The sequence below is a fragment of the Nocardia sp. NPDC003269 genome (genome assembly GCF_042888005.1).
Classification (GTDB): domain Bacteria; phylum Actinomycetota; class Actinomycetes; order Mycobacteriales; family Mycobacteriaceae; genus Nocardia.
On sequence record NZ_JBIAPA010000001.1, the window covers coordinates 327,723 to 354,027 of the forward strand.

Sequence of the window (26,305 nt, forward strand, 5' to 3'; positions counted from 1 at the left end):
ACCTGCGTGTTCACTAGCCCTGCGCCTGCCAGGCCGCCGTCAGCGCCGACAGCGCGTCGGCTTCCAGACCCGAGGCGCTCATCGGCGCGTGCGAGACCTGTTCGGGTTCCTCGGCATTCGGCTGCTCCGCGGCGGCGGCCGCGTCGACCGCGGCGGCCAGTTCGGTGATCGTGAAGTACTCGAACACCATCTGCGGGGTCAGCGGCAGGCCGAGGGCGGCGGCGCGGGCCGACCACTGGATCGAGATGACGCTGTCGCCGCCGAGGGCGAAGAAGCCGTCCTCACCGGTGACGTCGTCGATCTCGAGCAGTTCCTCGATCAGCGCGATGAGCTGACGCTCGGTCTCGGAGTCGGCCGCGCCCGCACCCGCGGTGGTGGCCGCGGCGATCGGGGCCGGTGCGGCGAGCAGCCGGTCCAGGTCGGCCCGCGGCAGCACCCGCAGCTCGGCGACCGGCAGGTCCGGCGTCTCGGCGAAGGCGCGCAGGGTGGCGGCCAGCGCGTCCGCGATCAGGGCGGCGGTGGCCGGGTCGTAGAGGTCGGCGTTGACGACGACGCGCACGTCCATGCCACCGTCGGCGGTCACGTTCAGGCTCAGGTTCAGGTCGAGGAACGAGACGTCGAAGTCGGCGGGTAGCACGGTCACCGTCGAAGCGCCCGAGGACGCGAACGGCAGCGTGGCCGGTGCCCAGTCCGCGCCACGGAAGTGGATCATGCTCTGGAACAACGGGTTCCGCGAGCGCGAGCGGCGCGGGTTGATCGCCTCCACGAGCCGCTCGATCGGCAGCTCCTGGTGCGCGTTGGCGTCGAGGACGACATCGCGGGCCGCGCGCACGGTGTCACGCAGGGTGAGCGCGCCCGACAGGTCGTTGCGCAGCACCACCATGTTGGCGAACAGGCCGATCAGGGCGGTGGTCGCCGGGTCGGTGCGGGCCGCGACGGGGGTGCCGAGCGAGATGTCGGTGCCGCCGCCGAGCGCGTGCAGGAGCGTGGCGACGGCCGCCTCGCACACCATGAACTCGGTGGCGCCACTGCGCAGCGCCAGCGTCTCCAGCCCGGAGCGCACGCTCGCGGGCAGCGAGAAGGTGACCACCTCACCGCGCTTGCCGAGCACCGGCGGACGCTGCCGGTCGTGCGCGACCGAGATCTCCTCGGGGACGTCGGCCAGCTTCGTCTTCCAGTAGTCGATCTGGGCCAGCGCGAACTCGCTCGGCGCGGCCTGGTCGAACAGCTCGCGCTGCCACAGGGCGTAGTCGGCGAACTGGATCGGCAGCGGGCTCCAGCCCGGGGCGCCGCCCTGCTCACCACGGGCCCGGTAGGCGACGGTCAGGTCGTCGAGCAGCACGCCGAAGGACGCGTGGTCGGCGACGATGTGGTGCACCAGCAGCGAGAGCACATGGGTGTCGGCGTCGAGGACGAGCAGTTCGGCGCGGAGCAGCGGCTCACCGTCGAGCGTGAACGCGTATCCGGCGATGGCCGCGAGTTCCGCGGTGAGATCGGCGGGCGCGATCTCGCGGATCGGCAGCGGCACGGCGGTGGCGGGGTGCACCACCTGGTACGGGATGCCGTCGTGTTCGGGGAAGGTGGTGCGCAGCGACTCGTGCCGGGCGACGACGTCGTCGAGCGCCGAGCGCAGCGCCGCGATGTCGAGCGCGCCGTCGAACCGCAGGGCCAGCGGCAGGTTGCCGACCGAGCCGGCACCCTCCATCCGGTACTGGAACCACATGGCCAGCTGCGAGTACGACAGCGGGACGCGCTCGCCGCGCGGCCTGCCACCGATCGCCGGACGACCAGGATTCGCCTGCGGGGCAGCGGTATCGACGACCACCACCTGCTCCTCGACGATCTCGTCGTCGGAGTCGACGGCGTCGAGGTCGAGGTCGAACTCGGCCAGGAAGCGGGCCACCAGGTTCGCGGCCAGCGCGGCCGGGGTCGGGCTGTCGAAGACGACGCGGACGTCGAGCTCGACGCCGAACTCCGCGCGCACCTGGGCGACCAGCCGCGCGGCGAGCAGCGAATGCCCGCCCAGCTCGAAGAACGAGTCCTCCGCGCTGACCTCGTCGAGCCCGAACAGCGTGCCGAACAGGGCGCACATCTTGCGCTCGGTCGCGGTGGCCGGCGCGCGGTGGGCGCGCACGACGGCGGGGGTCGCGGCGGGCAGCGCGCGCTTGTCGAGCTTGCCGTTGACGGTCAGCGGGATCTCCGGGATGACCGCGAAGGCGCTGGGCACCATGTATTCCGGCAGCCCGGTGGAGGCGAAGGCGTGCACCTGCTCGAGGTCGATCGACGCGTCGGCGGGTACCACGTAGGCGGCCAGCATGGCGCCGACGGCGGGGTCCTCGGTGACGACGACGACGCAGTGCGCGACGGCGGGATGCGCGGCGATCGCGGCCTCGACCTCGCCGAGTTCGATCCGGAAACCACGCACCTTCACCTGCTCGTCGGCGCGGCCGACGAATTCCAGCTCACCGAAGCTGTTGCGGCGCACCAGGTCACCGGAGCGGTAGAGCCGCGCGCCCGGGGTGAACGGGTCGGCGACGAAGCGCTGCGCGCTCAGCGCGGGACGGTCCAGGTAGCCGCGGGCCAGCTGGTCGCCGCCGAGGTAGAGCTCGCCGACCACGCCGTCGGGCACCAGGTGCAGGGCCTCGTCGAGGACATAGGTGTAGACGTTGCGGTTGGGGATGCCGATCGGCACCACGCCGGTGCCCTGCGGGCCCGCGACCGGCATGTGGGTCGAGCAGACCACGGCCTCGGTCGGGCCGTAGTGGTTGCGCAGTTCGGCGTCGAGGGTGTTGGCGAAGCGGTCGGCGACCTCGCCGGGCAGCGCCTCACCGCCGACCGGGACCTGCCGCAGCGACTGCCACTCGCTCACCTCGGGCAGCAGCAGGAAGGTGCTCAGCATGGAGGGCACCATGTGCAGCACGGTGACCTGGCGCTGGGTGATCAGGTCGGCGACATAGCGGATGTCACGGAAGGCATTGGGCTTGGGCACGATCAGCTGCGCGCCGACCGTGAGGGTGATGGCGATATCGACCAGCGAGGCGTCGAAGCTCACCGAGGACGACTGCATCAGCCGGTCCTCGGCGGACATGCTCCAGTCGGCGGTGAAGCACACGATGTGCTCGGCGATCGCGGCGTGCGGCACCGGGACGCCCTTGGGCTTGCCGGTCGAGCCGGAGGTGTAGATGACGTAGGCGAGGTTGGCGGGCAGCAGCGGGCGCAGCCGGTCCGCGTCGGTCGGCGCGGTCGCGGGCAGCGCGGCCGCCGTCGTTTCCGCGGCCGCCAGCTCCACCGCGCCGAGCAGCAGCCGGGGACGCGCGTCCTCGACCAGGTACTCGATCCGGTCGTCGGGGTAGGCCGGGTCGATCGGCAGGTACGCGCCGCCCGCCTTCAGCACGGCGAGCACGGCGACGATGAACTCCACCGAAGTGCCCAGGCGCAGCCCGACGATGTCCTCGGTGCCGATGCCCTGCCCGATCAGCCAGTGCGCCAGCCGGTTCGCGCGCGCGTGCAGCGCGGCGTAGGTGAGCTCGATGTCGTCGGAGGCGAGCGCGGGCGCGTCGGGGGTCGCGGCGGCGGCGGCCTCGAACAGCGCGACGAGGGTGGTCGCCGGCTGGTCGACGAGTACGCCGTGCGAGCGCTCCAGCAGCGCGGCGCGGTCGTCGGCGCCGAGCATGTCCAGGTCGGCGAGCCTGCGCCGCGGGTCGCGCAGGGCGGCGTCGAGGAGCCTGCCGAAGTGGGCGAGCAGCTGGTCGACGAGGGCTTCGGCGAGCACGTCGGTCTGGTACTCGGCCTCGACCACGGCGGTGCCGTCGTCTTCGAGCACGATCGCCAGCGACAGCGGCACCTGCGCGCTCACCGCGCCCAGTTCGAGCTGGGTGGAGGTGACGCCGTCGATGGCGAAGCCGTCGGCGCTCTTGCGCACGCTGAAGCCGAGGCGGACCAGCTGGTCCATGCCGTCCCGGCCGGCCACGCGGTCCGGATTCGCCTCGCGCACCACGCGATCGATGCCGACGCCGCGCCGGGCGAACCCGCCCGCGCAGGTGTCGCGCACGGCGGCGACGAGCTGGGCGAAGTCGTCCCGGTCGCCGAAGGTGGCGCGCAGCAGCAGGGTGTTGCCGAAGTAGCCGATGAGCTGCTCGGTGCCCGCCGGGCGATCGGTGACCGGGATGGAGACGAGGAAGTCGTCGGCGGCGGTGTAGCGGTGCACCAGGGCGTCGAAACCGGCCAGCAGCACCATGAACGGGGTCGCGGCGTGCTCGCGCGCGAACTGCTCGGTGCGGGTGACCAGGTCGGCCGACAGGCGGTGGGTGCGGCACTGGGCCTGCCTGCCGGGGGCCGCGGCGGGCGAGCCGGGTAGTTCCAGCGGTTCGGGCAGCGGGCGCAGGGCCGCGCGCCAGTAGTCGACATCGGCCTCGGCCGCCTCGGCGGTGGAGGCGATCGCGGCGAACTGGACCGTAGCGCCCGCGCCGGACCCGGCGCGGTAGGCGGCGTTGAGCTCGGCGAAGAACACCGACCAGGAGTCGTCGTCCCAGCAGATGTGGTGGATGGCGAACAGCACGACGTGCTCGTCGGCGCCGGTCCGGATCAGGGTGGCGCGCACCGGAAGTTCGGTGCCGAGGGCGAAGGGGCGGCCGAACTCGCGCCGGGCCAGCACCTCCACCCGCAGGTCACGGCCGGATTCGGCGAGGTCGGTCAGGTCGTGGGTCTGCCACGGCGCGCGGGCGTCGTCGGTGAACACCTGGAACGGCTCGCCCTCGGCGTCCGCGCCGTAGGTGGTGCGCAGGATGTCGTGGCGGGCCACCACGGTGTCGAACGCGGCGTGCAGGCGCTCGCCGTCGAGCGGGCCGGTGAGCCGGTAGGCGACACAGATGGACAGCGCGGTGTCGTCGGCGTCGCGGGTCTGCAGGAACCACATCCGGCGCTGGCCGGGGGTGAGCGGACGGCGCTCCCCCGCCGCGATGCGCGGCACGGCGACGGGTTCGGGGGTGGCGGCGGCCATGCCGCTCGCGCGCAGCTTCTGCTGGAGCAGCAGCTTGCGGCGCTCCGCGACGGACAGGGTGGCTTCGGTGTCAGACATGTTCGTTCGGCCCCTCAGCCCTGGTTGGTGTTCTGTGCCATCAGCAGCACGACGTCGTCGAGCGACGCGCCGCCGAGAATCGCCGCGACCGGCAGATCGCGATCCAGCTCCGCCTTGACCCGCTTGCGGAAGTCCAAGGCCTGCAACGAGTCCAGGCCGAGGGCGACCAGCGGCATGGTGGCGTCGATGGCGTCGGCGCTGTCACCGCCGATTACTTTGAGCAGTTCGGTGCGCATGCGCTGGTCCAGCGCGACCCCGTCGGCCGGTGCGCCGGCCGGCGCGGCCTGCGCCACGACGACGGGCTCGACCGCGACCGGTGCCGGGTCGACCGGCGGCGCGGGCACCGTCGATTCGAGGCCGGTGAGCACCGAGGTCAGCCCGAACGCGCCGAGCACCTCGCGCAGGAAGTCCCAGTCGGCGGCGATGATCATGCCGTCGCGGGCGGGCAGCGCGAGCCCGGCCTCGATCGCGTCGGCGGGCACCATCGGGAACACGCCGGCCTCTTCGACGCGCGCGAAGCCCGCGTCGTCCAGCGGACCGGCCACGCTCCACAGGCCCCACTGGAGGCTGGCCGCGTCGATGCCGCGGGCCCGCAGCCTGCGGGCGGCCACGTCGAGCATGCGGTTGGTCACCGCGTACAGGATCTGTCCGCGGCCGCCCAGGGTCGCGGCCATGGACGAGCACAGCAGCACGCGCGCGCCGTCCGCCAGCGGCGCGGCGTCGACGAGGTTGTCCAGGCCGCGCAGCTTGGCGCCCGCGGCGGTGCGCACATCCTCGGCGGTGATCTTGTCGAGTTCGGCGTCGACGTAGTTGACGGCGGCGTGGATCACCAGGTCGACCGGGCGATCGGCGATCTCGGCGCCGAAGGCGGCCGCGGCCGCCGGGTCGCTGACGTCGCAGGCCCGCACCACGATCTCGGTGCCGCCCAGACCGCGCAGCCGCGCCAGTTCGCCCGCCAGCGCCTCGGTCTCACCGCTGCGGCTGAGCAGGGTGACGCGACCGGCGCCGGTGCGCGCCAGGTGATCGGTGAACCGCAGCCCGAGCTGACCGGTACCGCCGACGATCACCACATGGTCGAGATCGGTACCGAGCGCGCCGGTGTCGGCGGCGGTGTCGAGCACCAGCCGCTTCACGAACACCTTGCCCGCGCGCAGCGCCAGCTCGGCCTCCCCCGTGGAGTGCACGGCGGCGACGATCTTGGCGGCCTGCGCGGCCGCGGGTTCGGACGCGGCGAGGTCGAGATGCCGGAACAGGATGCCGGGGTGCTCGATGCCGACACTACGGAAGCCCGCGGTGACGCCCGACTGGAACAGCGCGGGAATCGGATCGCCGTCGTGTACGGACTCGCCGCCGACGGTCAGCAGCCAGCACTCACCGCCGGGACGCAGCGCGGACAGCGCGGTGGCCCAGGCGCGGTCGGCGTAGAAGCCGGTCAGCGCGTCGATGGCGGCGGCGGTGTCGTCGGCGGCGGTCTCGGGCAGCAGGACGACCACGGTATCCGCGGCCGAGCCGTCACCCAGGGTGAAAGCCGTTGCGCCGGAAGCCAGGTCGGCCGGTCCGAGGACGCGCGCACCGGCGCCGTGCCGGTCGGCGGCCGCGAGCAGCGCGGTGGCGAGGTCGGCGCATTCGCCGGTGTGGTCGACCAGCAGCAGGTTGCGCGGCGCGGTGAGCGAGCGGCGCTGCAGCGGGCTCCACTGTTCCACCAGCCGTTGCGGTTTCGGCGTGCTGACGACCAGCTCGGCCGGGGTCTCGTTGACGCCGAGCGGCGCCCACAGCCGCTTGGGCGCGGTGACGGTGTGCGGGAAATCGCGCAGCGGCAGGGTGACGGTGTCGTCGACACGCAGTGCGTCCCAGCGGTAGTCGGCGTCGAGGACGGCGACCTGGGCCAGGTTGCGGGTGAATTCCGAGAGCCCGTCGGCCGAGCGCAGCGAGGTGCCGAGCACGCGGAAGTCACGCGGGGGCAGGCCGGGCCGGTTCGGGACCAGGCTCAGGTTCTCCTGCAGCGCCAGTTGCAGCACCGGGTGCTCGGCGACCTCGATCATCAGGTCGACGCCGTCGCTGCCCGCGCCGACCACGGCGCGGTCGAACCGGACGCGGTTACGCAGGTTCCAGTACCAGTACTCCTCCTGCTTGAGGTCCGGGGTGATCACTTCGCCCAGGGTCGCGCCGTAGCAGGGGATCTCGGACGCGGTGAAGTTCGTCGCGCTCATCTCGCCGCCGAGGAAGCCCTCGAATTCGGCCCGCACCTCGGCGACGATGGAGGTGTGCGCCGGGAAGGCTACCCGGATCTCCCTGGCGAACTGACCGCGCGCGGTGGCCGCTGCCACCAGCTCGACCACGGCCCCGCGTTCACCGGAGATGGCGATGATGTGCGGCGAGTTGACGACCGCCAGCTCGGCCCAGCCGGAGTTGCGCGCCATCAGCGCTTCCACGCTCTCGCGGTCCATGCCGAAGACCGCCATCGAATAGCCGCGCGGGGACAGCCGGTCCGCGAGCAGGGCGCGATGGGTCACCGCGAGCACCGAGTCGCGCAGCGTCATCACCCCGGACACCGCGCCCGCGGCGAGCTCGCCCTGGCTGTGGCCGATGGTCGCGTGCGGTTCCACACCGGCGGCCCGCCACGCGGCAGCCAGGCCGGTCATGTGGAACATCAACGCGGGCTGCACTTCCCACACCGTGTCCTCGTACTGCCCCTCGTTGCCGAGCAGGTAGTGCAGCGGCTTGGAGTGGCCGAAACGTTCGGCGTGGATGGCGGCGCACTCGTCGACGACGGCGCGGTAGGCCGGCGAGAGCTCGTAGAACACCGCGCCCATGCCGGGACGCTGGCTGCCCTGACCGGGGAAGACGAAGCCGACGCGGCGGGGCCCGGCGGGAACGTCGGCCCGGACCACGGAGGGATGGTCGGTGTCGGTGGCGATCGCGTCGAGCGCGGCCAGCAGGTCGGTCCGCGCGTCGCCGGTGGTCGACGGCGGCGCCAGCACCAGGGCGCGGCGACGACGGGCCACCCGGGTGCGGAACAGCATGTCCGCCAGGCGTTCCGGGGTCACCTCGGCATGCGCCGCGACATAGGCGCGCAGGCCGGCGGCCTCGGCGCGCAGGCCGTCGACGCTGTCGGAGGACAGCAGGACGGGAACGGTGCCGTCGGGCAGACGGTACTCAGCCATGGTTGGTCTCCTCCAGCACCGGCAGGCCGACGATGGCGTGCGCGTTGGTTCCCGCGACGCCGAACGAGGACACCGCGCCGTAGCGCATGCCGTCCGCGCGCGGCGCCCAGTCGGTGAGTTCGGCGGCGAGCCGCAGACTGGTCGTGTCCCAGTCCAGGTCGGTGGTCGGGGCGTCGGCCCACAGGCTCGGCGCGATCGCGCCGTGCGCGCCGCACAGCAGCACCTTGATCAGGCCGAGCATGCCCGAGGCGGCCTGGGCGTGCCCCGCGTTGGACTTCACCGAGCCGAGCAGCGGTCCGTCGGCGCCGCGCTCGGGATCGCCGTACGTGGCGGCCAGCGCGGTCAATTCGAGCGGATCGCCGACGGCGGTACCGGTGCCGTGCCCCTCGATCAGGCCGATGTCGTGCGCGCTGATCCCGGCGGCGGCGACGGTGGCCTCGATGAGCCGCTGCTGCGCCTGCGCGCTGGGCACCGCGATCGGCGCGCCCGCGCCGTTGTGGTTGACCCGCGAGCCGAGCAGCTGACCGTAGATCCGGTGCCCGAGCGCCCTGGCCCGCGATTCCCGCTCCAGCACGACGACGCCGGCACCCTCGCCCCACAGCGTCCCGGTCGGGTCGGCCGCGTAGGAGCGGCAGTGGCCGTCGGTGGCCAGGGCGTTGTTCTTGGAGAACTCGTAGAACGCGCCGGGCGAGCCCATCACGCAGACGCCACCGGCCAGCGCCCAGTCGCACTCGCCCGCGCGAATGGCGGAGGCGGCCTGATGCACGGCGGTCAGCGACGAGGCGCAGGCGGTGTCCACGCTGATCGACGGGCCGACCAGGCCGAGCCCGTGCGAGATGCGCCCGGCGACGGCGCCGAGCGCGGTACCGGTGGCCCGGTAGCCGCTGTAGTCGTTGACCCCGGCCACGCGTGGCCCGTACTCGGTCGCCGAGACGCCCATCCAGACCCCGGCCGAATCACCGGCGAGCGCACCGGGATTGATGCCGGCGTGCTCGAGCGCCCGCCAGGCCACCCGCATGGCCACCCGCTGCTGCGGGTCCATGGCGACCGCCTCGCGCGGGGTGATGCCGAAGTACTGGGCGTCGAATTCGGTGGCGCCGTCGAGGAAGCCGCCCGCGTCGCGCACGGCGGCCCAGCCGTCGAGCCTGCCGAGGGCGAGCAGCTCGTCGAGCGGCCACTCGCGGTCACGCGGGAACGGGCCGATCAGTTCGCGGCCCTCGGCCAGCGCCGACCAGAACGCGGGCAGGGTGTCCACGCCGCCGGGCGCCTCGACGCCCATGCCGACGATGACGATGGGGTCGTTGCTCGGCTCACTCATCGGGCGAGCGCCTGACCGGCGAGTACCTCGGCGATGCCGTCGATGTTCTCGTCGATGTAGAAGTGGCCGCCGGCGAACAGGTTCACCTCGAGCTCGGCGCTGGTGCTGGTCTGCCACGCGTAGAGATCACGGGGGCCGACGAACGGATCGTCGTCGCCGCCGAGCACCAGCAGGGGCGCGGCGACCTGGACGTCGGTGCCGCAGGAGTAGGCGTCGAAGGCGCGGTAGTCGGCCTTGAGCACCGGCAGCGCCATCCGCATGACCTCACGGCTGGCCATCACGTCGGCGCCGGTGCCGTTGAGGGCGGCCATGTGGTCGAGCAATTCCTCGTCCTCGGTGGGATGCCCGGGGAGCTCGGCGATCCGGTGCGGTGCGGCCGCCGCGGAGGCCACCAGCAAACGCACGGGCAACCCGGCGGCCTCGGCCAGCCGGACGAACTCGAACGCGACGATGGAACCCATGCTGTGGCCGAAGACGGTCAGCGGGGCGCCGGTGTCGTGGGCGGAGCCGCGGAAGGCCTCGAAGGCGCCGGCGGCGAGTTCGGGCAGGGTCTCGGCGGCGGCGTCACGCACGCGATCCTGGCGGCCGGGGTACTGGATCACCACGGTGTCGAAGTCCTGGGCCATACGCTTGGCGAACACCCGGTAGGCGGAGGCACCGGCGCCCGCGTGCGGGAAGACGATCAGCGGCGGTAGGGAGTCGGTCCTGGGGGCCTGGAATTGCCGGATCCAGCCGAGTTCTCTTGCCATGTCGTTCTCCCTCACCGGTCGCGCACACGCTGCGCGGCCGTTTCGCACTGTCCAACGCCGTGCCTACGCACGGGCCCGCCCGGCGCGGTCGTCCGGGACCGGGGCGAATCCTGTTGCGCCCGAGGCCGACCTGTTCGGTCGCACCCGGCAACCACCGGGCGATCGGTCGGGCAACAGTAACACCCGGGCATTAGTATAGGCTAGCCTTACCAATCCAGGTGACCAAGGTTACGATTGAACGGAGCACCCAGGAGATGACCCCCGCCGGGACCCCCTACGCGCTACCCCGCGAGCAGACCGATCTGCCCGCCGAGGTGGCCGCCACGCCGGCGCCGGCACTGCCGATCTTCGCGGCACCCTTCGCCCTGCGCGTCGCCGACCCGGACGGCACCGACCCCGAACTGCTCGCCGAGTGGATGGCCCGCCCGCACCTGCTCGAATCGTGGGAACAGGACTGGGACGCCGAGCGCCGCCGCGCCGACTTCCGGACCCAGCTGGCCGGAACCTATTCGCGGCCCTGCATTCTCAGCCTCGACTTCGCCGTGCTCGGCGAGCCGGAACTCGGCGTCCGCGACATCGCCTACATCGAGCTGTACCGCGCGGCCAAGGACGAGATCGGCAGGCTCTACGACGCCGCGCCCGGCGACATCGGCTTCCACATCGCCACCGCCGACACCAGGGTGATCGGCAAGGGCATCATGTCCGCCTGGATCTCGACCATGGCCGCGGCCGTCTTCGCCGCCAATCCCGAGTGCCGCCGGATGCTCGGCGACCCGGACCACCGCAACCGGGCCATCTGCCGCAGCTTCGACAAGATCGGCTGGCACCTCGTCGGCGAGTTCGACGTCCGCCCGACCCGCCGCATCGCGCTCTACGCGACCCCGCGCACCCCGGACGACCTCCCGATCCCGCGCGCCTGAGCACCCGACGGCAACAGCCCCGAGCCTTCCGGTGCGGGGCTGTTGTTCGTTCGGTGCCTCAGCGCGCGGCGAGGTGGTTCGCACCCGCGCGTGCCCGGGCGGGCTCGGTGCGCAGCACGCGGTCCGAGAGCTCGCCGAGGCAGCTGAGATTGGGGAAACCGGGGCCCTGGGCCATCGCGGCCATGTTCGGCAGATAGAGCTTGCCCGCCAGGCCGGTGACGGCCAGGTCGTAGCCGATCGAGGACTCGATCCGCTGCTGAGTCAGCGGGCCGCCGACGGCGAGCTCGAGCAGGTCGGTGCTCTGCTGATCGAACAGGTCGAGGAACCACAGCGGCTGGCCGCCGGTGGCGTCGACCACCAGATCGAAGTTGTGCACCTGATCGGCGCGCAGCTCGTTGGACAGCGTGAGCGCCAGCGCCTCGCCCTGCGGCGCGATCTTGGTGACCCGGCCCTGCAGGTGGTGCACCCGGTTGTCGCCGAGCAGGCTTTCCTGCACGCGCACCGAGAACACCCCGCGGTCGGTGCGCCGGATGACATCCCGGCGTTCCTGGATGCTCAGCGCGTTCCACTTCACCGGATCGCTGAACAGCGAGTTCTCGAAGAAGCTCTCGCCGCGGGTGTAGAGGGTGGCCATCGGCGAGATCACCGAAATGGTGAGCATCTCGTGCCGGACCAGCTCGTCCAGGGCCGAGCCAGCGGTCTCGCCGCCGCCGATCACCGCGGCCCGCGAGGCGGCGGGCAGGCTGCGCTTGCCCGCGAGGTCCCAGAACTCGGCGATGCTGAGCACGCGCGGGTGTTCGGCCAGCGCGCGGCTGCTGCGGCCGGGGCCGGTGATCATCAGGCCGTCGGCGGTGAGCTCGGTGCGGGCGCCGTCGGCGTCGACCACGTCGACCTGCCACTGGTCGCCGATGCCGTTGCCGTCGTTGCGGATCCGCTCGACCCGGCCGAGCACGAGCTCGAGGTCGATGGACTTGGCCACCCACTGCAGGTACTTGGCCCACACGTGGTGCTGCGGGCTCGGCCTGCCGCGGTCGATCCACTCGGCGTAGGTGCCGTGCTCGATCAGGAACGAGGTCCAGCTGAACGCGGCCATCGCCTGGTCGATGTCGCGGTTGCGGCCGCGGGCCCAGGTGGAGTGGTACGGGAAGCCGATGTCCTTCTCGGGGCTGGTGCCGAGGCGATGCTGACCGTCGGTCCAGCCGCCGGTGGGCAGCCAGTTGCCGCCGACCGCGTGCGATTCGACGACGACCACGCGCGGCGCGGGCAGGCCGAGGGTGCGCAGGACATGCGATTTCGCAGCCACCGCAAGGGCTTTCGGCCCCGCGCCGACTACCAGGAGGGTTTCCACCGGTTCGTTCTCCACTCTCTCACGCATTGCGCGCCGGGATCGTCCACAGGGCGATTGCCCGGACACGGTCCCCATATTTGCATAGGCTTACCTTATCTGGCCAGTGTGACCCTCGTGCGCCTATGCAGACAAATTAGTGACCTTAGGCTAACCTAACGGCATGGGTAAGGGATTGAACGGCCTGATCACCAAGGCCTGGGGCGGCGCCGACTACAAGCTGACGGTGACATCCAACGAGCAGATCACCGACAAGTTCCTCCGGATCGGTGTCGATCTCGGCGGCCTGCTCGCCGATCACCCGGTGCACCCCACCCAGTGGATCCGCCTGTGGATTCCGGACGCCGAGAGCGACAAGCTGCACCACCGCGGCTACACCCTCGTCGACCCAAACCCGGAGACCGACACCGCCTACATCGACTTCGCGCTGCACAACGGCCCCGCCGCCGACTGGGCGCGGCGCGCCAAGCCGGGCGACCCGCTCGACGCCACCGTCCTCGGCTCGGACTTCCAGCTGCCGGAGCAGACCCCGAGCGAGTACGTCGTCTTCGGTGACACCGCCTCGCTGCCCGCCATCAACTCGCTGCTCGACGCCATCGGCGACACCCCGGCGCGGGTCTGGCTGGAGTGGCAGTACGAGTCCGACCAGACCATCCCGGTGCGCAACAAGCCGCACCACCAGCTCACCTGGCTGCAGCGCGTCGACGACGGCCGCCTGATGCGCGAGGCCGCGCTGGAGATCGAGTGCGCCGCGGACGCCTTCGCCTGGGTGGCCTGCTGCGGGCAGACCACCCGCTCGATCGTGAAGACCCTCAAGGGCCAGCACGCGCTGCCCAAGACCGCGATCAAGTCGCAGGCGTACTGGAAGTAGGTCATCCCCGAGGACGACCACCGGTCGGTCTCGGTGCTGATGCGGGCGTAGCGGACACTGCGGCAAGCTGATCGGACAAGTCGGGAACGCCCGAGCCGTCCGGAGCGAATCGAGCCGCCGTGTCCGTCATCGATGCCGTTGTGCTGTTCGCCACCGTGGCGCTCGCGATCACGCTGGTCGCGTCGCCACGGATCGGCAGGCGGGTGGCGCCGTTCGCGCTGCCGGTGCTGATCATCGGCGCGCTGCTGCTGTGGGTGCTCGAGGGCTACTGGCACTGGTGGCCGCTCTACCTGCTGCTCGCGCTGATGTTCGCGTTCGTGGTGACCGATGTCGCCGGAACGCGAAGGCGGGCGTGGTTCCGCGCCGGAATCGGTGTGCTGGCGGTGGTGTCGATGCTGCCGTGGGCGGTGCCGCCGTCGCCCGAGCTCCCCGAACCCACCGGCCCGTACGCGGTGGGGTCGGAGATCTTCCGCTGGGTCGACGAGCGACGACCCGAGCCGGTGACCGCGGCAGAGGACCGGCGCAATGTCGTTGTCCAGGCGTGGTATCCGACCGAGCTGACCTCCGGCAGACAGTGGGTGTACCTCGACGGGCAGGACAGCTTGCCGTCGCGGGTGTCCGGGATTCCGGGATTTCTGCTGTCGGACACCATCATCGACACGCACGCAACCGCCGACGTTCCGGTGTCGCCCGCGCGGGAACGCTGGCCGGTGGTGCTGTTCTCCCCCGGCTACGGCGCGCCGCGCGCGTTCTACTCGGGGCTGGTCGCCGATCTGGCCAGTCGCGGGTTCGTCGTCCTGGCGATCGACCACCCCTACGAGTCGGCGGTGACCGAGCTCGCCGACGGCACCGTCGCCACCACCGTCGAGAACATCGCCGCGGACGATCCCGACGCCATCCGCTACATGACCGAGTGCCTCGAAACCCGCACGGCCGACCTGCGATTCGTGCTCGACCAGCTCGCCAGGCCCGAAGTCCTCGGCCCGCTGGAGGACCGCGTCGACCTCGGCAACGCGACCGCGATCGGGCATTCCCTCGGTGGCGCCGCCGCCCTGTCGGCCCTGGCCGCCGACCCTCGGCTCACCGCCGCGGCCAACCTCGACGGCACCCTCTACGGCGATCTGCCCGAGCGCGCCCTGGACCGCCCCGCCCTGCTGCTGGAGAGCGACCACGAGGTGACCGGCCACTCCCAGCGCTACCTCGACGGCAATCGCGGAGTCCTGGAACGCTTGCGCGCGCCCGGCTTCCGCTACGAGTTCGGCGACGCCGACCACTTCGGCTTCACCGACGTCCCCCGATTCCTCGCCGCCCCGGTGCGTTTCGTGGTGACCAGGTTCGCGGGCGGATCGCGCCCCGCCGCCGACACCCAGCGCACCGCCAACGACATCCTGACCCCGTTCCTGCTCGGCCGGACCGCCGAGGTCGCCGCCGCCGCGGCGGATCATGCCGGGGTCACGGGTGGTCCGGTGCCGCGCTGACGAGGCGTGCTGGCGGGCACGGGCGATTTCGGCCAAGGTGGACAGCGGAACGCAGTACGCCAACCCACACCCGCGAGGAGTACGCCGTGTCCGTTCTCGACGAAAGCACCCCCTTCGGCGCCACGGTCGCCCAGCGCCTGGCCGACGAGCACGTCCTCTGGCTGACCACGATCGGCGCCGACGGCACCCCGCAGCCGAACCCCGTGTGGTTCCTGTGGCAGGACGGCACCTTTCTGATCTACACCATGCCCAAAGCCAAACGGCTGCACCATCTCGCCCGCAATCCGCGGGTCGCGCTGAACTTCAACAGCTCCGCCTCCGGTGGCGACGTGGTCGTGTTCGCCGGCGCGGCGCGGATCGGCGAGCCGGTGTCCGCCGCCACGGTCGCCGACTACAGCCGCAAGTACACGCAGGGCTTCGTGGACATCAAGATGACCGAGGCCGAGTTCTTCGACACCTACTCGGTCCCGATCCACATCACCCCGGATCATCTGCGCGGCTTCTGAGCACACGAAAGGGCCGTCTCGTCGAGCGAGACGGCCCTTTCGGCGCACCGATCAGACGGCGACGGGCTCCAGGCGCCAGCCGGTGGCCCGCTCGCGCTCGTTCCAGAACGCGGCGTAGCGGCCGCCGAGTTCCAGCAGCTCCTGGTGGGTGCCGCGCTCGGCGATGCGGCCGCCGTCGAGGAACAGGATCTGGTCGGCGTGCGCGATCGTCGAGAGCCGGTGTGCCACCACCAACACCGTCTTGTCCCTGGTCAGTTCGTGGATGCCACGGACGACGACGGCCTCGCTGTGCGGGTCCAGCGCGCTGGTCGCCTCGTCGAGCAGCACGATCGGGGCGTCCTTGAGCAGGGCCCTGGCGATCGACACGCGCTGGCGTTCACCACCGGACAGCGACGCGCCGCCCTCGCCGACCATGGTGTCGAAGCCGTCGGGCAGCCGCTCGACGATCTCGTCGACCCTGGCCGCGACGGCCGCGCGGTCGAGTTCGGCGTCGGTGGCGTCCGGCTTGCCGATGCGGATGTTGTCGGCGACCGAGCGGTTGAACAGGTAGACGTTCTGGAAGACCAGCGAGAGCTGGTCGAGCAGCGTGTCCGAGGGCTGTTCGCGCACATCGTGTTCGCCGACCGAGACCGCGCCGGAGCTCACGTCGTAGAAGCGGGCGGCCAGCCGCAGCAGCGTGGTCTTGCCCGCGCCGCTCGGCCCGACGATGGCCGTGGTGGTTCCGGCGGGCACGGTGAAGCTCAGCTCCGAGAGGACGGGTTCACCGGGCCGGTAGCCGAAGCTCACGTCATCGAAGACCACGGCGGGCGCACCCGGCGTCACCGGCTCGGTGGGCGCGGGCAGGGTCGGCTCGGCCAGCAGATCGGTGATCCGGTCCGCGGCCGCGGCGGCCGAGCGCAGCGCGGCGCCGAGCTGGGCGGCCTGGTTCACCGGTTCGATGAAGCGCGAGCTCACCGCGATCAGCGCGATCGCCGCGGCCGCCGAGATCGAGCCGTCGGTCACCTGCACCACCGCGATGTAGGCCAGGACCAGGAACACGGCCTGCACGAACAGCGCGAAGACGATCAGTCCCGGCACGGTCGCGACCATCATCTTGCGCACCGCCGACCGCTGGCCGACCAGCGCGGCGTCGAGCGCCTTGTTGCCCGCGCCGACCGCGCCGAACGCGCGCAGCACCGGCTGCGCCTGGGCGAATTCCACCACCCGCGAGTCGGCCTCGGCCGCGGCGGTGTGCAGCCGGGCGTCGGCGCCGGTGTAGGCGCGGTTGGCGAGGTTGTTCACCAGGTACAGCACGGGCGCGGCGAGCAGCATGGCCAGCCCGATCCGCCAGTCGATGACCAGCATGCCGATGGCCACCACCAGCGGCACGATGATGCCGGTGAGCACCTTGGTGAGCAGATAGGCGATCAGGCCCTGCATCTCGCGGACCTGCTCGACCATGACGCGCGAGAGCGGGCCGGCGTCCCGGTCGGAGAACCAGCCCAGCGGCAGCGCGTTGAGCTGGTCGCCGAGCCGGGTCTGCAGGCCACGCTGCATGCCGAGGCCGATCCGCAGGCCGAGCACGGCCTGCAGGTAACCGAAGACGACCACGCCCGCCACGGCCGCGCCCATGCCGAGCTCCCACACCCAGGCGCCGCGCAGGTCGTCGCCGAAGAGCGCTTCCAGCACCGGGACCAGCAGCAGATACGCGATGGCCTGGCACAGTGCCTGCACCACGATGGCGGCGAGCAGGCGCGGGATCAGCGGGGCGAACTCGTCGGGGACGAGGCGGAAAACCTTGCGAATCATCGTGTTTCCTCCACCAGGGCGAGCGTGCCGAGCGCGGCCTCGTTGATCTCCCAGAGCCGCTGATACAGCCCGCCCGCGGCGCGCAGCTCGGTGTGCGTGCCCTGTTCGACGAGCGTTCCGTTCTCCAGCACCAGGATCCGGTCGACGCCGGTGATGGTGTGCAGCCGGTGCGCGATCACCAGCACGGTGCGGCCGGCCACCAGCGCGGCCAGCGCGTCCTGCACCGCGGCCTCGGACTCCGGGTCGGCGAAGGCGGTCGCCTCGTCGAGGACCAGGATCGGGGTGTCGGCCAGCAGCGCGCGAGCGATCGAGAGACGCTGGGCCTCACCGCCGGACAGGGTCGCGTCGACGCCGATCTCGGAGTCGTAGCCGCGCGGCAGCGCCATGATCCGGTCGTGGATCTGCGCGGCCCGGCTCGCCCGCTCGATCGCCGCTTCGTCGGCGTCGGGGCGCGCGAGCAGCAGGTTCTCCCGGATCGAGCCGCGGATCAGGCGCACATCCTGGAACACGAATCCGACGGTGCGGTACAGCTCTTCACTGGTGAACTCGCGAATGTCGCGGCCGTCGATGGTGATCCGGCCCGCGCCCACGTCGTAGAAGCGGGGCAGCAGTTTGGCCAGCGTCGATTTGCCGGAGCCGCTCGGGCCGACCAGGGCGGTGATGGTGCCGGGGGTCAGTTCGAGGTCGAGGCCGCGCAGCACGTCATGGCCGGTGCGGTAGGCGAATTCGACGCCCTCGAAGCGCACGACGCCGTCCTGACCCGCCGCCGGGGCGGCGGTCGCCGCGACGATGTCGAGTTCGGGCGTCTGCTGCAGTTCGTGCAGGCGCAGCGCCGCGGCGCCACCGGCCCGCAGCGCCTGCGACCCGTAGCCGAGGCCGAGCAGCGAGCTGCCGATACCCAAGCCAACCAGCAGGAACGGCAGCAGGTCGAGCGGATTCACCCAGTCCAGGCCGACGAACGCCAGCCCGCCGACGACCACGATCAGCATGACGAAGACCGGCATGACCACGATGTCGGAGGCCGACTGCACGCGCAGGATCGGCATCTTCATCCGATGCGCGGCCTGCACCTGACCGTCCACGGCGTGCTGGAACTCGGTGTGCGCCTTGCCCGCCTGGCCGAACGCCCGCACCACCTGGATGCCGTCGACGAATTCGATGGTGGCCTCGGCGGTCCGGCGCTCCCAGCGGGTGTAGACGGCGAGGCGGTCGCGGCCGTCGCGGTCCATGATCTTGCCGAACAGGAAGAAGTAGGCGATCAGCGGAATCAGCAGCACCAGGGTGAGCCGCCAGTCGACGGTGAACAGGTAGCCGAGGGTGACCAGCGGGACCACCAGCGCGCCGACGAACTCCAGCCGGGCATGGGCGACGAGGTAGTGCAGTGCCTCCACGTCGTCGCGCAGATAGGTCTTGACCTCGCCGGAGCTGCGCTCACCGAACCAGCCGAGCGGGACCCGGGTGAGCTTGTCGGCCAGGGCCCGGCGCAGCGTGAGCTGGTAGCCGGCGTCCAGCGCGTGCGACCAGGTGAGGGCGACGGCCTGCAGCAGCGCGCGCACGATCAGCACGATCACGGCCGCGCCGAACAGCCACCACACCCGATCGGTGTCGACCGGGGACTCCAGCAGTTCCCGGCAGGCGGCCACGATCAGCAGGAACGGCACGACGGTGCAGACCGAGGCGACCGCGACGAGCAGGCTCGCCAGCGTCAGCATCCCCGACACCGGTGCCAGGATCTCCTTGCGCGCCTGCGCTTCCTGTTGTTTCTGCGCTTTCGCGGCCGCCTTGGGCAGCCGGTTCCCCGACTCCGCCCCCGGCGGCGGCGCTACCTGCACCGTCATAACTTCTCGCCCTCTCGACCTGTCCACGGCAACGTGCCAAGGGTAGGTTAGCCTAAGTTGAGCGGTTGTGGCCGACCGGGGAAGCTTGTGTGAACTGGCGGTCAACCCCCTCGGCAATTCGACATTCCGGGCGTAATTTCTCCTCTACCTCCGAATCCTTTCTCGCGGCGGGAGAGCGAAAATGTTTGTCACGTCAATAATTTCGGCGACTGCGGACTGCCATATCGACCCCGGTCATCTGACACCCGACCAAGCGCATCGGGCCATGCAGATTCATCTCGAATGCAGCGTCGATCTGTGCCGGGTCCGCAGGCGCGCGCGGCACACCCTCGTCGAAGCGAAATTGATGGTCCTCGACCAGCGCGCGGGCTGATTGGCCGGGAGAATTCCGGGAAACCTTTTCTCGTGTTCACTCCACTGCCCTCCGCGGCCGCCTGGACGCATCACGAGGCGCGCACCGGATTCGAAGTGACCTATTTCCGCGACGGCGATCGCGGCGTGCTCATCGAGGGCTGCGCGACCGCCGTCGAGGACGGTCTCGTTTGGGCGATCGACTACCGCCTGCGGGTCGACGGCAGCTGGCACACCAGGTCGGCGCAGATCACCGGCCGCTACCCCGACACCCGGCGCTCGCTCACCCTGCAGTCCGACGGGCTCGGGCGCTGGCAGCTCGACGGAACGCCCGCCCCTGAGCTCGATGGGTGTCTCGACGTCGACCTCGAGGCGTCGGCGTGCACCAACGCGCTGCCGGTGCACCGGCTGGGGCTGACGGTCGGCGACGCGGCCGACGCACCCGCGGTCTACGTGCGCGCCGCCGACCTCGGGGTCATCCGGCTGCCCCAGCACTATCGGCGGATCACCGACGGCGCAGGTCAGCGCTATGACTACCGGGCGCCGACGCTCGATTTCCAGGCCACGCTGGACTACGACGAGGCCGGGTTGATCGTCGACTATCCGGGGCTGGCGCGCCGTCACGCCTGAGCGCCGACGAGACTGGCGGTATGCGACGCAGGCAGCAGCCGCCGCTGCCCAAGCGGCACGGCCTCGATCCCGCCCGGCTCCGGCTCCCGGAGGACGGGCACTGGCCGACCGTGCGCGATCACCTGGTCGAGCGGCTGCCGCGGGTCGATCCGGCGCGCATCGACGAGATGCTGAGGGCGGGCGAGATCGTCGATCTGGACGGGCCGCTGGCGCCGGACGCGCCGTTCGTGCCGGGTGGGGCGGTGTGGTTCCACCGAGATCTGCCGGTGGAGACCGAGGTGCCCTTCGAGATCGGGATCGTGCATCGCGACGACGACATCCTGGTCGTCGACAAACCGCACTTCCTGGCGACCATTCCGCGCGGTCAGCACATCCTCCAGACCGCGCTGGTCCGCCTGCGCCGTGACCTCGACCTGCCCGAGCTGATTCCGGCCCACCGGCTCGACCGGGTGACCGCGGGCCTGATCCTGTTCGTGGTGAACCCGGCGGCGCGCGGGGCGTATCAGACGATGTTCCACCGCCGCACCGTGCGCAAGGAGTACGAGGCCGTCGCGCCCTACGATCCGGCGCTGGCGCTGCCGAGAACCGTGCGCAGCCGGATCATCAAGGAGAAGCAGGTGCTCGCCGCGCAGGAGGTGCCCGGCGAGCCCAATGCCGAGACCGAGGTGGAGCTGGTCGAGCACCGCGACGGGCTCGGCCGCTACCGGCTGCGGCCGCACACCGGCCGGACCCATCAGCTGCGGCTGCACATGAACAGCCTCGGCGTGCCGATTCTCGGCGACGATTTCTATCCGGTGGTCACCGACAAATCCGTCGACGACTACACCCGGCCGCTGCAATTGCTGGCCGCGTCGCTCGAATTCACCGATCCGATCAGCGGGCAGCCGCGGCGCTTCGAGACAGCGCGCAGTCTGCAAGCGTGGACGGACCTGCCCGGATGGTCCGGATCGGCTGTCGAGTAGCTCACAGGAGATTCATCGCACCGTTTCCATTCTGTGATATTTCCGTACACTCGGTCGGGTGCCCGTACCCGCCAACGTCGCCGATCCCCGGCCCAAGCTGCACGCCTACGTCGATATCGCCGTGGTCGTCGTGGTGCTGGCCTGCACCAATCTGATCGCGCACTTCACCACGGCGTGGGCCAATATCGTCACCGTGCCGGTCGCGGCGTTCGCGCTGCTGGCGCTGATGCGCAAGCGCGGGCTCGGCTGGGCCGAACTCGGCCTGTCCCCCAGGCACTGGCGCCGCGGCACGATCTACGCGCTCGGCGCGGTCGGCATCGTGCTCACCGCCGTCGCGATCGGCGCGATCCTGCCGATCACCCGGCCGTTCTTCCTCGCCGACCGGTACGCGACCATCTCCGGCGCGCTGATCGCGTCGATGATCGTCATCCCGTTGCAGACGGTGATCCCCGAGGAACTCGCCTTCCGCGGTGTGCTGCACGGCACGCTCGACCGGGTGCTCGGCGTCCGCGGGCTGTTCGCGGCGGGCTCGCTGCTGTTCGGCTTCTGGCACATCGCCTCCTCGCTCGGGCTGACCAGCGGCAACAAGGGCCTGTCCGGGATCGTCGGCGGCGGACTCGTCGGGCAGATCATCGGCATCGGCCTCGCCGTCGCGGCCACCGCGGGCGCGGGCGTCGTGTTCACCTGGCTGCGCAGGCGCAGCGGCAGCCTGCTCGCCCCGATCGCCCTGCACTGGTCGCTCAACGGCGCGGGCGCCCTCGCGGCTGCCGTCGTCTGGCACACCGCGCTGAGCTGAGTCAGATCTCGTCGGCCAGGGCCGGGTCGGTGGCCCGGACGGCGGCGAAGACGTTCGCGCAGACCGTCACCAGGTCGTCGGGATCGGTGGTGCGGCCGTCCATCAACCAGTCGACCAGCAGGTGGTTCACGCCGCCGACCACCGTCACGCACGTCAGGCGGCTGCGTTCGGGCAGCGGCTGGGCCCGCGCGGCGGCCCACAGGCCGGCGACCAGCTCCGCGTAGTCGCGCAGCACGCCGTGCCTGCGCTGCTCCATCCGCGCGGAGACGCCGACCACCTCGATCAGCACCACCCTGGCGCGGCGCGGGTCCTCGGTGAGATAGCCGATGAAGGCGGCCAGGCCCGCGGTGATCACGTCGTCCAGGCGGGACCCGGCCGTCGCCAGTGCCGCGACCGTGCGCTCGCGGAGCTGGGCGGTCGTCTCGTCGTAGAGCGTGGCCAGGCAGGCTTCGCGGTCGCGGAACGATTCGTAGAAATAGCGCTCGGTGAGACCGGCAATCCCGCACAGCTGCTTGACCGTGCCCGCCGCGTACCCCTGGGTGCCGAAGAGTTCGAGCGCGGCGTCGAGCAGCGCGGTTCGGCGCTGCTGGACTCGCTCCGCAGAGGTCCGTCCCGAGTACCGCCGACCCGCCGGTCGATCGGCGGACTGCTCTGTCATCGAAGTCTGTCCTTCTGTGCGACTGCGTGGAATACTAGGCCACAATTTCTGACATGACGACATGTCAGAAGCGCTGTTTCCGCTGGATCGAAAGGCTTCGACGATGAAACGCACCCATGCCGGCTCGGTCGTCGCGGTGACCGGCGGCGCCGCGGGCATCGGCCGCGAGATCGCCCGGCAGTTCGCGGTCGCGGGCGCGCGCGTCTGCATCGGCGACCTGTCCGGCACGGCGGCCCGCACCACGGCCAGGGAACTCCCCGGCACCGTGCACGGGTGCGAACTCGACGTCACCGACGAGCGGTCGTTCCACAATTTCCTCGCCACCACCGAGGCCCTGCTCGGGCCGATCGACGTGCTCGTCAACAACGCGGGCGTGATGTGGGTCGGCGCGTTCGACACCGAACCCGATACCGCCACCACCCGGATGATCGCGGTGAATCTGCACGGCGTCATCCGTGGGGTGCGGCTGGCCGCGCCCGCGATGCGCACGCGTCGGCGCGGGCACATCGTCACCATCGCCTCCGCGGCGTCCCGGCTGTCCCCGCCCGGCGAATCCACCTACGCGGCAACCAAACACGGCGTGCTCGGCTATCTGACCGGTGTGCGCGAAGAACTTCGGGGCACGGGCGTGCGGATCTCGGTGATCATGCCGGGTGTCGTCGACACCGAACTGGCGGCCGGAACAGCAACGGGCGCCGCCGAACTCCTGCAACCCGCCGATGTCGCGAAGGCCGTGCTCGACGTGGTCGAGCGGCCGCGATTCGAGGTCTCCATCCCCGGCTACATCGGCCCGCTGACGCATCTGGCCGGACTGCTGCCGCAACGGCTGCGCGATATCGTGCTGCGCCGCGCCGTCCCCGACCAGGTGGCGGCGGTCGCGGGGTCTTCCGCGCGCGGGAAATACGAGAAGCGCACGCTCTCCTAGATCCGCTCCGATCGCCCGGTTGTCGTTGACCACGACGCGGACGGCGTTTACGCTCTCTGGCAATCACACATATGTTCGATAGTCCATATGTTCGAGTGACCGGAAGGCGCCAGATGTCCGACGATCGGTCGATGGAGGATGCCGTCAGCTCGCCGAACACCGAGATCACGGCACTCGCACAGCAGGTCGCGACCGCGCGCGGCAAGCTGCCGCTGCAGCACGACACGGCGCTCTACGACGCACTCTCCGACGCCGAGATCAGGGCCGAACGCGAACTCGCCGAATGGATCCGCGCGCAACGCCGCAAACAGCGCCGCCACGCCGTCGCCGACGAACTCGCCGCCGAACAGCGCGACCGGCGCACCGGCGCCCTGATCCGCCGCGCCGACGAAGCCGACGCCCGCTGGCATCGCAAGGCCCTGGCCGCCCGGCGGCGGGTCTCCAGCGCCGACGCGCGGCTGGCCCAGCTATATAAGCGAGCGGAGTGGTCCTCGCGCGCGCTGATCGGCGTCGTCATCCTCGGCATGGTCTGGGCCGGGGTGAACGTGCAGCACAATCTGGTGCCCAGCGGGGACATGAGCGACCCGCTGTACTGGCTCAGCTTCGGCATCGAGGCGATGATCTCGATCCCGATCATCACCATCATGGTCGCCGCCACCACCGCCGCCCGCTGGGGTCGCGAACTCGAGCGCGGCAAGGTGCTGCTGTTCGAGCTGGCCCTGCTCGGCACCACCGTCGCCCTCAACGCCGGACCCCACCTGGCCTCCGGGTCGTACGGGCGCGCCGCCGAATACGCCATCGCGCCGGTGATGGTGGGTGTGGTGATCTGGCTGCACGCGTGGGTGTCGGCGCGGTACGCGCTGTTGATCGAGGGGGCTTCGGTCGAGCTGCCCGGGGAGGCGAGCTACTCCCCCGCCGAGCGGGTCATGTCGATGGCCGGGGTCGCCTCTGTGCCTGCGAGCACGTCGGAACATGGTGCGGTGCAGGGTGACTCCCGGATGCGGGCGGTCGAGCGCGAGACCGTCGCGGCCGCGCGCGATGTCGCGGAGACGTCGGTGGCGGGATCTGCCGTCGACAAGGAGCGCGCCGTCATCGGTGCCATGCAGACCAGTGTGCCTGAATCGCAAGAGAACTCCGCCGCGCAGGTTGCCACGGCCGTGGGAAGCGCAATGAGCGCAGCCGACACCGAGGTTCGGGCTGCGCGGGAACACCCCGCCGCGCAGGACGCCACGGTGGTGGCGACTGCCCTGGGCGCAGTCGATTCCGACGCCCAGGCCTGGCAGGATGCCTCGCTCGGCGGTTCCGCTGCGCAGGCCACCACGGTGGCGGCGACCACCCTGGGCGCAGTCGATTCCGACGCCCAGGCCTCGCAGAATGCCGCGCTCGGCCATTCCGCTGCGCAGGCCACGACGGTGGCGGCGTCTGCCCTGAGCACAGTCGATTCCGCCGCCCAGGCCTCGCGGAATGCCGCGCTCGGCGGTTCCGCTGCGCAGGGCGCCTCGGTGGCGGCGACCACCCTGGGCGAAGCTGACTCCGACGCTCGGGCCTCGCAGGATGCGGTGCTCGGCCATTCCCCTGCGAAGGCCGCCACGGAGGTGGAGACCGTCCTGAGCGATGCCGATCCCGACGCTCAGGCCTCGTGGGATGCGGCGCGGGAGCGTCCCGCCGCGCGGGTCGATTCGACGCCCAGCGAGACGTTCGCGGGTCGTGGCCAGCTCGCGCATGGTGTCCGTCGGCCGTCGACCGACAAGATCGCCGCGCCCGGCACCCTCGAACTGATCCACAAGGCCGCCGCCGAGCACCGGCGCAACGGTGATCACGCCCGCGTCAACGGTGCCACCCCGACCCTGCGGCGAATACCCATCACCGCCGCCGCGCAGGCGACTGCGGGCGAGGCCACCGGTACCGACCCGGTTCCCGAGGCGACGGCGCACGCCGGCTCCGTCGCCCGTGACCGCAACGGCGACACCGCGGCACCCACCGCATCGGTGGTGGTGCACAACGATCCACAGCCTCCGGCTCAGCCCGAACAGCTCACCCTGACGGCGGACCTCGAACAATTGCCGAGTGCCGCTTCGGGGCCCGGCTCGAACCAGCCTGCGGAGCGCGAGTCGACCCCTTCCGCGGATCGGCAGCCGTCGAAGTCCGAGCCGCAGCAGGCCACGTCAGCTCCCGCGGCCGGGCTGCAGCTGACCGATGACTTCGCTGTGTCGAGGAACCAGCAGCGTGCCGAGACCGACCAAGCTCCCGTTGCAATGCGGGCTTCTGTCGATGAGCAGACTGCCGACCAGGTCACGAAGTCCGCAGTGGCAGGCGTTGCGCGGCAGCAGGATACGACGTCCGGGGCCAACCATTCGCCGCAGACGGATACAACGCCGTCGGCGAACGATACGCGGCAGCCGGATACGTCGTCCGCAGCGAGCGATACACGGCGCCCGAATACGACGCCCAAGGCGAGCGATGCGCGGCAGCAGATCACGAAGTCCGCAGCTGGTGCGAAGCAGCAGCTCGCTGAGACGGAAGCCGTTACTCCCGAAGCGGAGTCGTCTTCGCAGCCTGCGCCCATGCCCATCGCCAAGAAGCAGCTGACGAAGGTCGCGGCGGTGGCTGCGGCCCCCATCAGCGAGCAGTCCCCCGAACCGATCGAGCTCGACGACGAGGACGAAGACGAGGACGACCTCACCGATGACTACGACTTCGACGACGACACCGAGGTCCGTGCCCTGGCCCGGCAGATCGCACACCGCAGCCCACTGCGACTGACCCTCGATCAGATCGAGGAGATCCTCGAGCTCACCGATCAGTCGTGGTCGGCGCGCAGCATCGGCGCCGAGGTCGGCGTCTCGGGCAGCACCGTCACCAATATCGTCGAATTCGCCCGCAAGATCCGCCAGCCGTACGCCTTCACCGGCTGACCCCACCGACCGCG

Annotated in this window: 17 protein-coding genes; 9 read left to right on the forward strand and 8 right to left on the reverse strand. The window is 71.1% G+C overall.

Annotated features, from left to right (window positions below; translation table 11 throughout):
* Positions 1 to 13: 13 nt before the first annotated feature.
* Genes ACFYWJ_RS01475 through ACFYWJ_RS01490 form a run of 4 tightly spaced genes read right to left on the reverse strand, consistent with a single transcriptional unit; the run spans position 14 to position 10,308 of the window.
* Complete coding sequence (locus ACFYWJ_RS01475) at positions 14 to 5,077, reverse strand: amino acid adenylation domain-containing protein (protein WP_355271258.1); 5,064 nt, start codon at positions 5,075 to 5,077, stop codon at positions 14 to 16.
* 14 nt (positions 5,078 to 5,091) lie between these two features.
* A complete protein-coding gene (gene nbtC / locus ACFYWJ_RS01480) occupies positions 5,092 to 8,241 on the reverse strand; it encodes a nocobactin polyketide synthase NbtC (protein ID WP_355271257.1) in 3,150 nt (1,049 codons plus the stop codon).
* Positions 8,234 to 9,559, reverse strand: coding sequence for a polyketide synthase (locus ACFYWJ_RS01485; protein ID WP_355271255.1), 1,326 nt, complete (start codon positions 9,557 to 9,559; stop codon positions 8,234 to 8,236). Before ACFYWJ_RS01485 ends, nbtC begins: the two co-directional genes overlap by 8 nt.
* Entirely contained in the window at positions 9,556 to 10,308 is a 753-nt protein-coding gene (locus ACFYWJ_RS01490; protein WP_355271253.1) for an alpha/beta fold hydrolase, read from the reverse strand. The genes ACFYWJ_RS01485 and ACFYWJ_RS01490 overlap by 4 nt, the downstream gene beginning before the upstream one ends.
* A gap of 254 nt (positions 10,309 to 10,562) precedes the next feature.
* Between ACFYWJ_RS01490 and ACFYWJ_RS01495 the strand changes: the two genes are divergently transcribed.
* The gene (locus ACFYWJ_RS01495; protein WP_355271252.1) at positions 10,563 to 11,228 is read left to right on the forward strand and encodes a GNAT family N-acetyltransferase; all 666 of its coding nucleotides are present in this window, start codon (positions 10,563 to 10,565) and stop codon (positions 11,226 to 11,228) included.
* 58 nt (positions 11,229 to 11,286) lie between these two features.
* Here ACFYWJ_RS01495 and ACFYWJ_RS01500 read toward each other — a convergent pair whose 3' ends face one another.
* The gene (locus ACFYWJ_RS01500) at positions 11,287 to 12,603 is read right to left on the reverse strand and encodes a SidA/IucD/PvdA family monooxygenase (RefSeq protein ID WP_378829511.1); all 1,317 of its coding nucleotides are present in this window, start codon (positions 12,601 to 12,603) and stop codon (positions 11,287 to 11,289) included.
* A 133-nt stretch (positions 12,604 to 12,736) separates the two neighbouring features.
* On the opposite strand from ACFYWJ_RS01500, the gene ACFYWJ_RS01505 reads away from it, so the two are divergent.
* The 3 genes from ACFYWJ_RS01505 to ACFYWJ_RS01515 all read left to right on the forward strand — a co-directional run bounded on the left by ACFYWJ_RS01505 (position 12,737) and on the right by ACFYWJ_RS01515 (position 15,428).
* A complete protein-coding gene (locus tag ACFYWJ_RS01505) occupies positions 12,737 to 13,444 on the forward strand; it encodes a siderophore-interacting protein (RefSeq protein ID WP_355271250.1) in 708 nt (235 codons plus the stop codon).
* A 119-nt stretch (positions 13,445 to 13,563) separates the two neighbouring features.
* On the forward strand, positions 13,564 to 14,922 hold the full coding sequence (locus tag ACFYWJ_RS01510; RefSeq protein WP_355271248.1) for a hypothetical protein: 1,359 nt from the start codon (positions 13,564 to 13,566) through the stop codon (positions 14,920 to 14,922).
* An 86-nt stretch (positions 14,923 to 15,008) separates the two neighbouring features.
* Entirely contained in the window at positions 15,009 to 15,428 is a 420-nt protein-coding gene (locus ACFYWJ_RS01515; protein ID WP_355271246.1) for a TIGR03667 family PPOX class F420-dependent oxidoreductase, read from the forward strand.
* Positions 15,429 to 15,479: 51 nt separating this feature from the next.
* On the opposite strand, the gene ACFYWJ_RS01520 is transcribed toward ACFYWJ_RS01515, so the two are convergent.
* Together ACFYWJ_RS01520 and ACFYWJ_RS01525 are read right to left on the reverse strand one after the other, a co-directional pair.
* Positions 15,480 to 17,216, reverse strand: coding sequence for an ABC transporter ATP-binding protein (locus ACFYWJ_RS01520; RefSeq protein ID WP_355271244.1), 1,737 nt, complete (start codon positions 17,214 to 17,216; stop codon positions 15,480 to 15,482).
* A complete protein-coding gene (locus ACFYWJ_RS01525) occupies positions 17,213 to 19,054 on the reverse strand; it encodes an ABC transporter ATP-binding protein (protein WP_355271243.1) in 1,842 nt (613 codons plus the stop codon). The genes ACFYWJ_RS01520 and ACFYWJ_RS01525 overlap by 4 nt, the downstream gene beginning before the upstream one ends.
* 405 nt (positions 19,055 to 19,459) lie before the next feature.
* On the opposite strand from ACFYWJ_RS01525, the gene ACFYWJ_RS01530 reads away from it, so the two are divergent.
* From ACFYWJ_RS01530 to ACFYWJ_RS01540, 3 genes are read left to right on the forward strand one after another with little or no spacing between them, the layout of a single operon-like run.
* A complete protein-coding gene (locus ACFYWJ_RS01530; protein WP_355271241.1) occupies positions 19,460 to 20,035 on the forward strand; it encodes a putative glycolipid-binding domain-containing protein in 576 nt (191 codons plus the stop codon).
* A gap of 20 nt (positions 20,036 to 20,055) precedes the next feature.
* Positions 20,056 to 20,997: an RluA family pseudouridine synthase gene (locus ACFYWJ_RS01535; protein ID WP_355271239.1), complete on the forward strand. Its 942-nt coding sequence runs from the start codon at positions 20,056 to 20,058 to the stop codon at positions 20,995 to 20,997.
* Positions 20,998 to 21,055: 58 nt separating this feature from the next.
* On the forward strand, positions 21,056 to 21,793 hold the full coding sequence (locus ACFYWJ_RS01540; protein ID WP_355271237.1) for a CPBP family intramembrane glutamic endopeptidase: 738 nt from the start codon (positions 21,056 to 21,058) through the stop codon (positions 21,791 to 21,793).
* A gap of 1 nt (position 21,794) precedes the next feature.
* Here the strand turns inward: ACFYWJ_RS01540 and ACFYWJ_RS01545 are convergent, their stop codons facing one another.
* Positions 21,795 to 22,451: a TetR/AcrR family transcriptional regulator gene (locus ACFYWJ_RS01545; RefSeq protein ID WP_355271235.1), complete on the reverse strand. Its 657-nt coding sequence runs from the start codon at positions 22,449 to 22,451 to the stop codon at positions 21,795 to 21,797.
* Between the two features lie 103 nt (positions 22,452 to 22,554).
* Between ACFYWJ_RS01545 and ACFYWJ_RS01550 the strand changes: the two genes are divergently transcribed.
* Both ACFYWJ_RS01550 and ACFYWJ_RS01555 read left to right on the forward strand, forming a co-directional pair.
* A complete protein-coding gene (locus ACFYWJ_RS01550) occupies positions 22,555 to 23,376 on the forward strand; it encodes an SDR family oxidoreductase (protein ID WP_355271233.1) in 822 nt (273 codons plus the stop codon).
* A 113-nt stretch (positions 23,377 to 23,489) separates the two neighbouring features.
* Positions 23,490 to 26,291, forward strand: a complete 2,802-nt coding sequence (locus ACFYWJ_RS01555) for a hypothetical protein (protein WP_355271232.1) — start codon at positions 23,490 to 23,492, stop codon at positions 26,289 to 26,291.
* Positions 26,292 to 26,305: the final 14 nt, after the last annotated feature.

Excerpts from the sequence above, each read along its gene's own strand:
- ACFYWJ_RS01475 (WP_355271258.1), bottom strand. The coding sequence starts at position 5,077 with ATGTCTGACACCGAAGCCACCCTGTCCGTCGCGGAGCGCCGCAAGCTG.
- nbtC (WP_355271257.1), bottom strand. The coding sequence starts at position 8,241 with ATGGCTGAGTACCGTCTGCCCGACGGCACCGTTCCCGTCCTGCTGTCC.
- ACFYWJ_RS01485 (WP_355271255.1), bottom strand. The coding sequence starts at position 9,559 with ATGAGTGAGCCGAGCAACGACCCCATCGTCATCGTCGGCATGGGCGTC.
- ACFYWJ_RS01490 (WP_355271253.1), bottom strand. The coding sequence starts at position 10,308 with ATGGCAAGAGAACTCGGCTGGATCCGGCAATTCCAGGCCCCCAGGACC.
- ACFYWJ_RS01495 (WP_355271252.1), top strand. The coding sequence starts at position 10,563 with ATGACCCCCGCCGGGACCCCCTACGCGCTACCCCGCGAGCAGACCGAT.
- ACFYWJ_RS01500 (WP_378829511.1), bottom strand. The coding sequence starts at position 12,603 with ATGCGTGAGAGAGTGGAGAACGAACCGGTGGAAACCCTCCTGGTAGTC.
- ACFYWJ_RS01505 (WP_355271250.1), top strand. The coding sequence starts at position 12,737 with ATGGGTAAGGGATTGAACGGCCTGATCACCAAGGCCTGGGGCGGCGCC.
- ACFYWJ_RS01520 (WP_355271244.1), bottom strand. The coding sequence starts at position 17,216 with ATGATTCGCAAGGTTTTCCGCCTCGTCCCCGACGAGTTCGCCCCGCTG.
- ACFYWJ_RS01525 (WP_355271243.1), bottom strand. The coding sequence starts at position 19,054 with ATGACGGTGCAGGTAGCGCCGCCGCCGGGGGCGGAGTCGGGGAACCGG.
- ACFYWJ_RS01535 (WP_355271239.1), top strand. The coding sequence starts at position 20,056 with ATGCGACGCAGGCAGCAGCCGCCGCTGCCCAAGCGGCACGGCCTCGAT.
- ACFYWJ_RS01545 (WP_355271235.1), bottom strand. The coding sequence starts at position 22,451 with ATGACAGAGCAGTCCGCCGATCGACCGGCGGGTCGGCGGTACTCGGGA.
- ACFYWJ_RS01550 (WP_355271233.1), top strand. The coding sequence starts at position 22,555 with ATGAAACGCACCCATGCCGGCTCGGTCGTCGCGGTGACCGGCGGCGCC.
- ACFYWJ_RS01555 (WP_355271232.1), top strand. The coding sequence starts at position 23,490 with ATGTCCGACGATCGGTCGATGGAGGATGCCGTCAGCTCGCCGAACACC.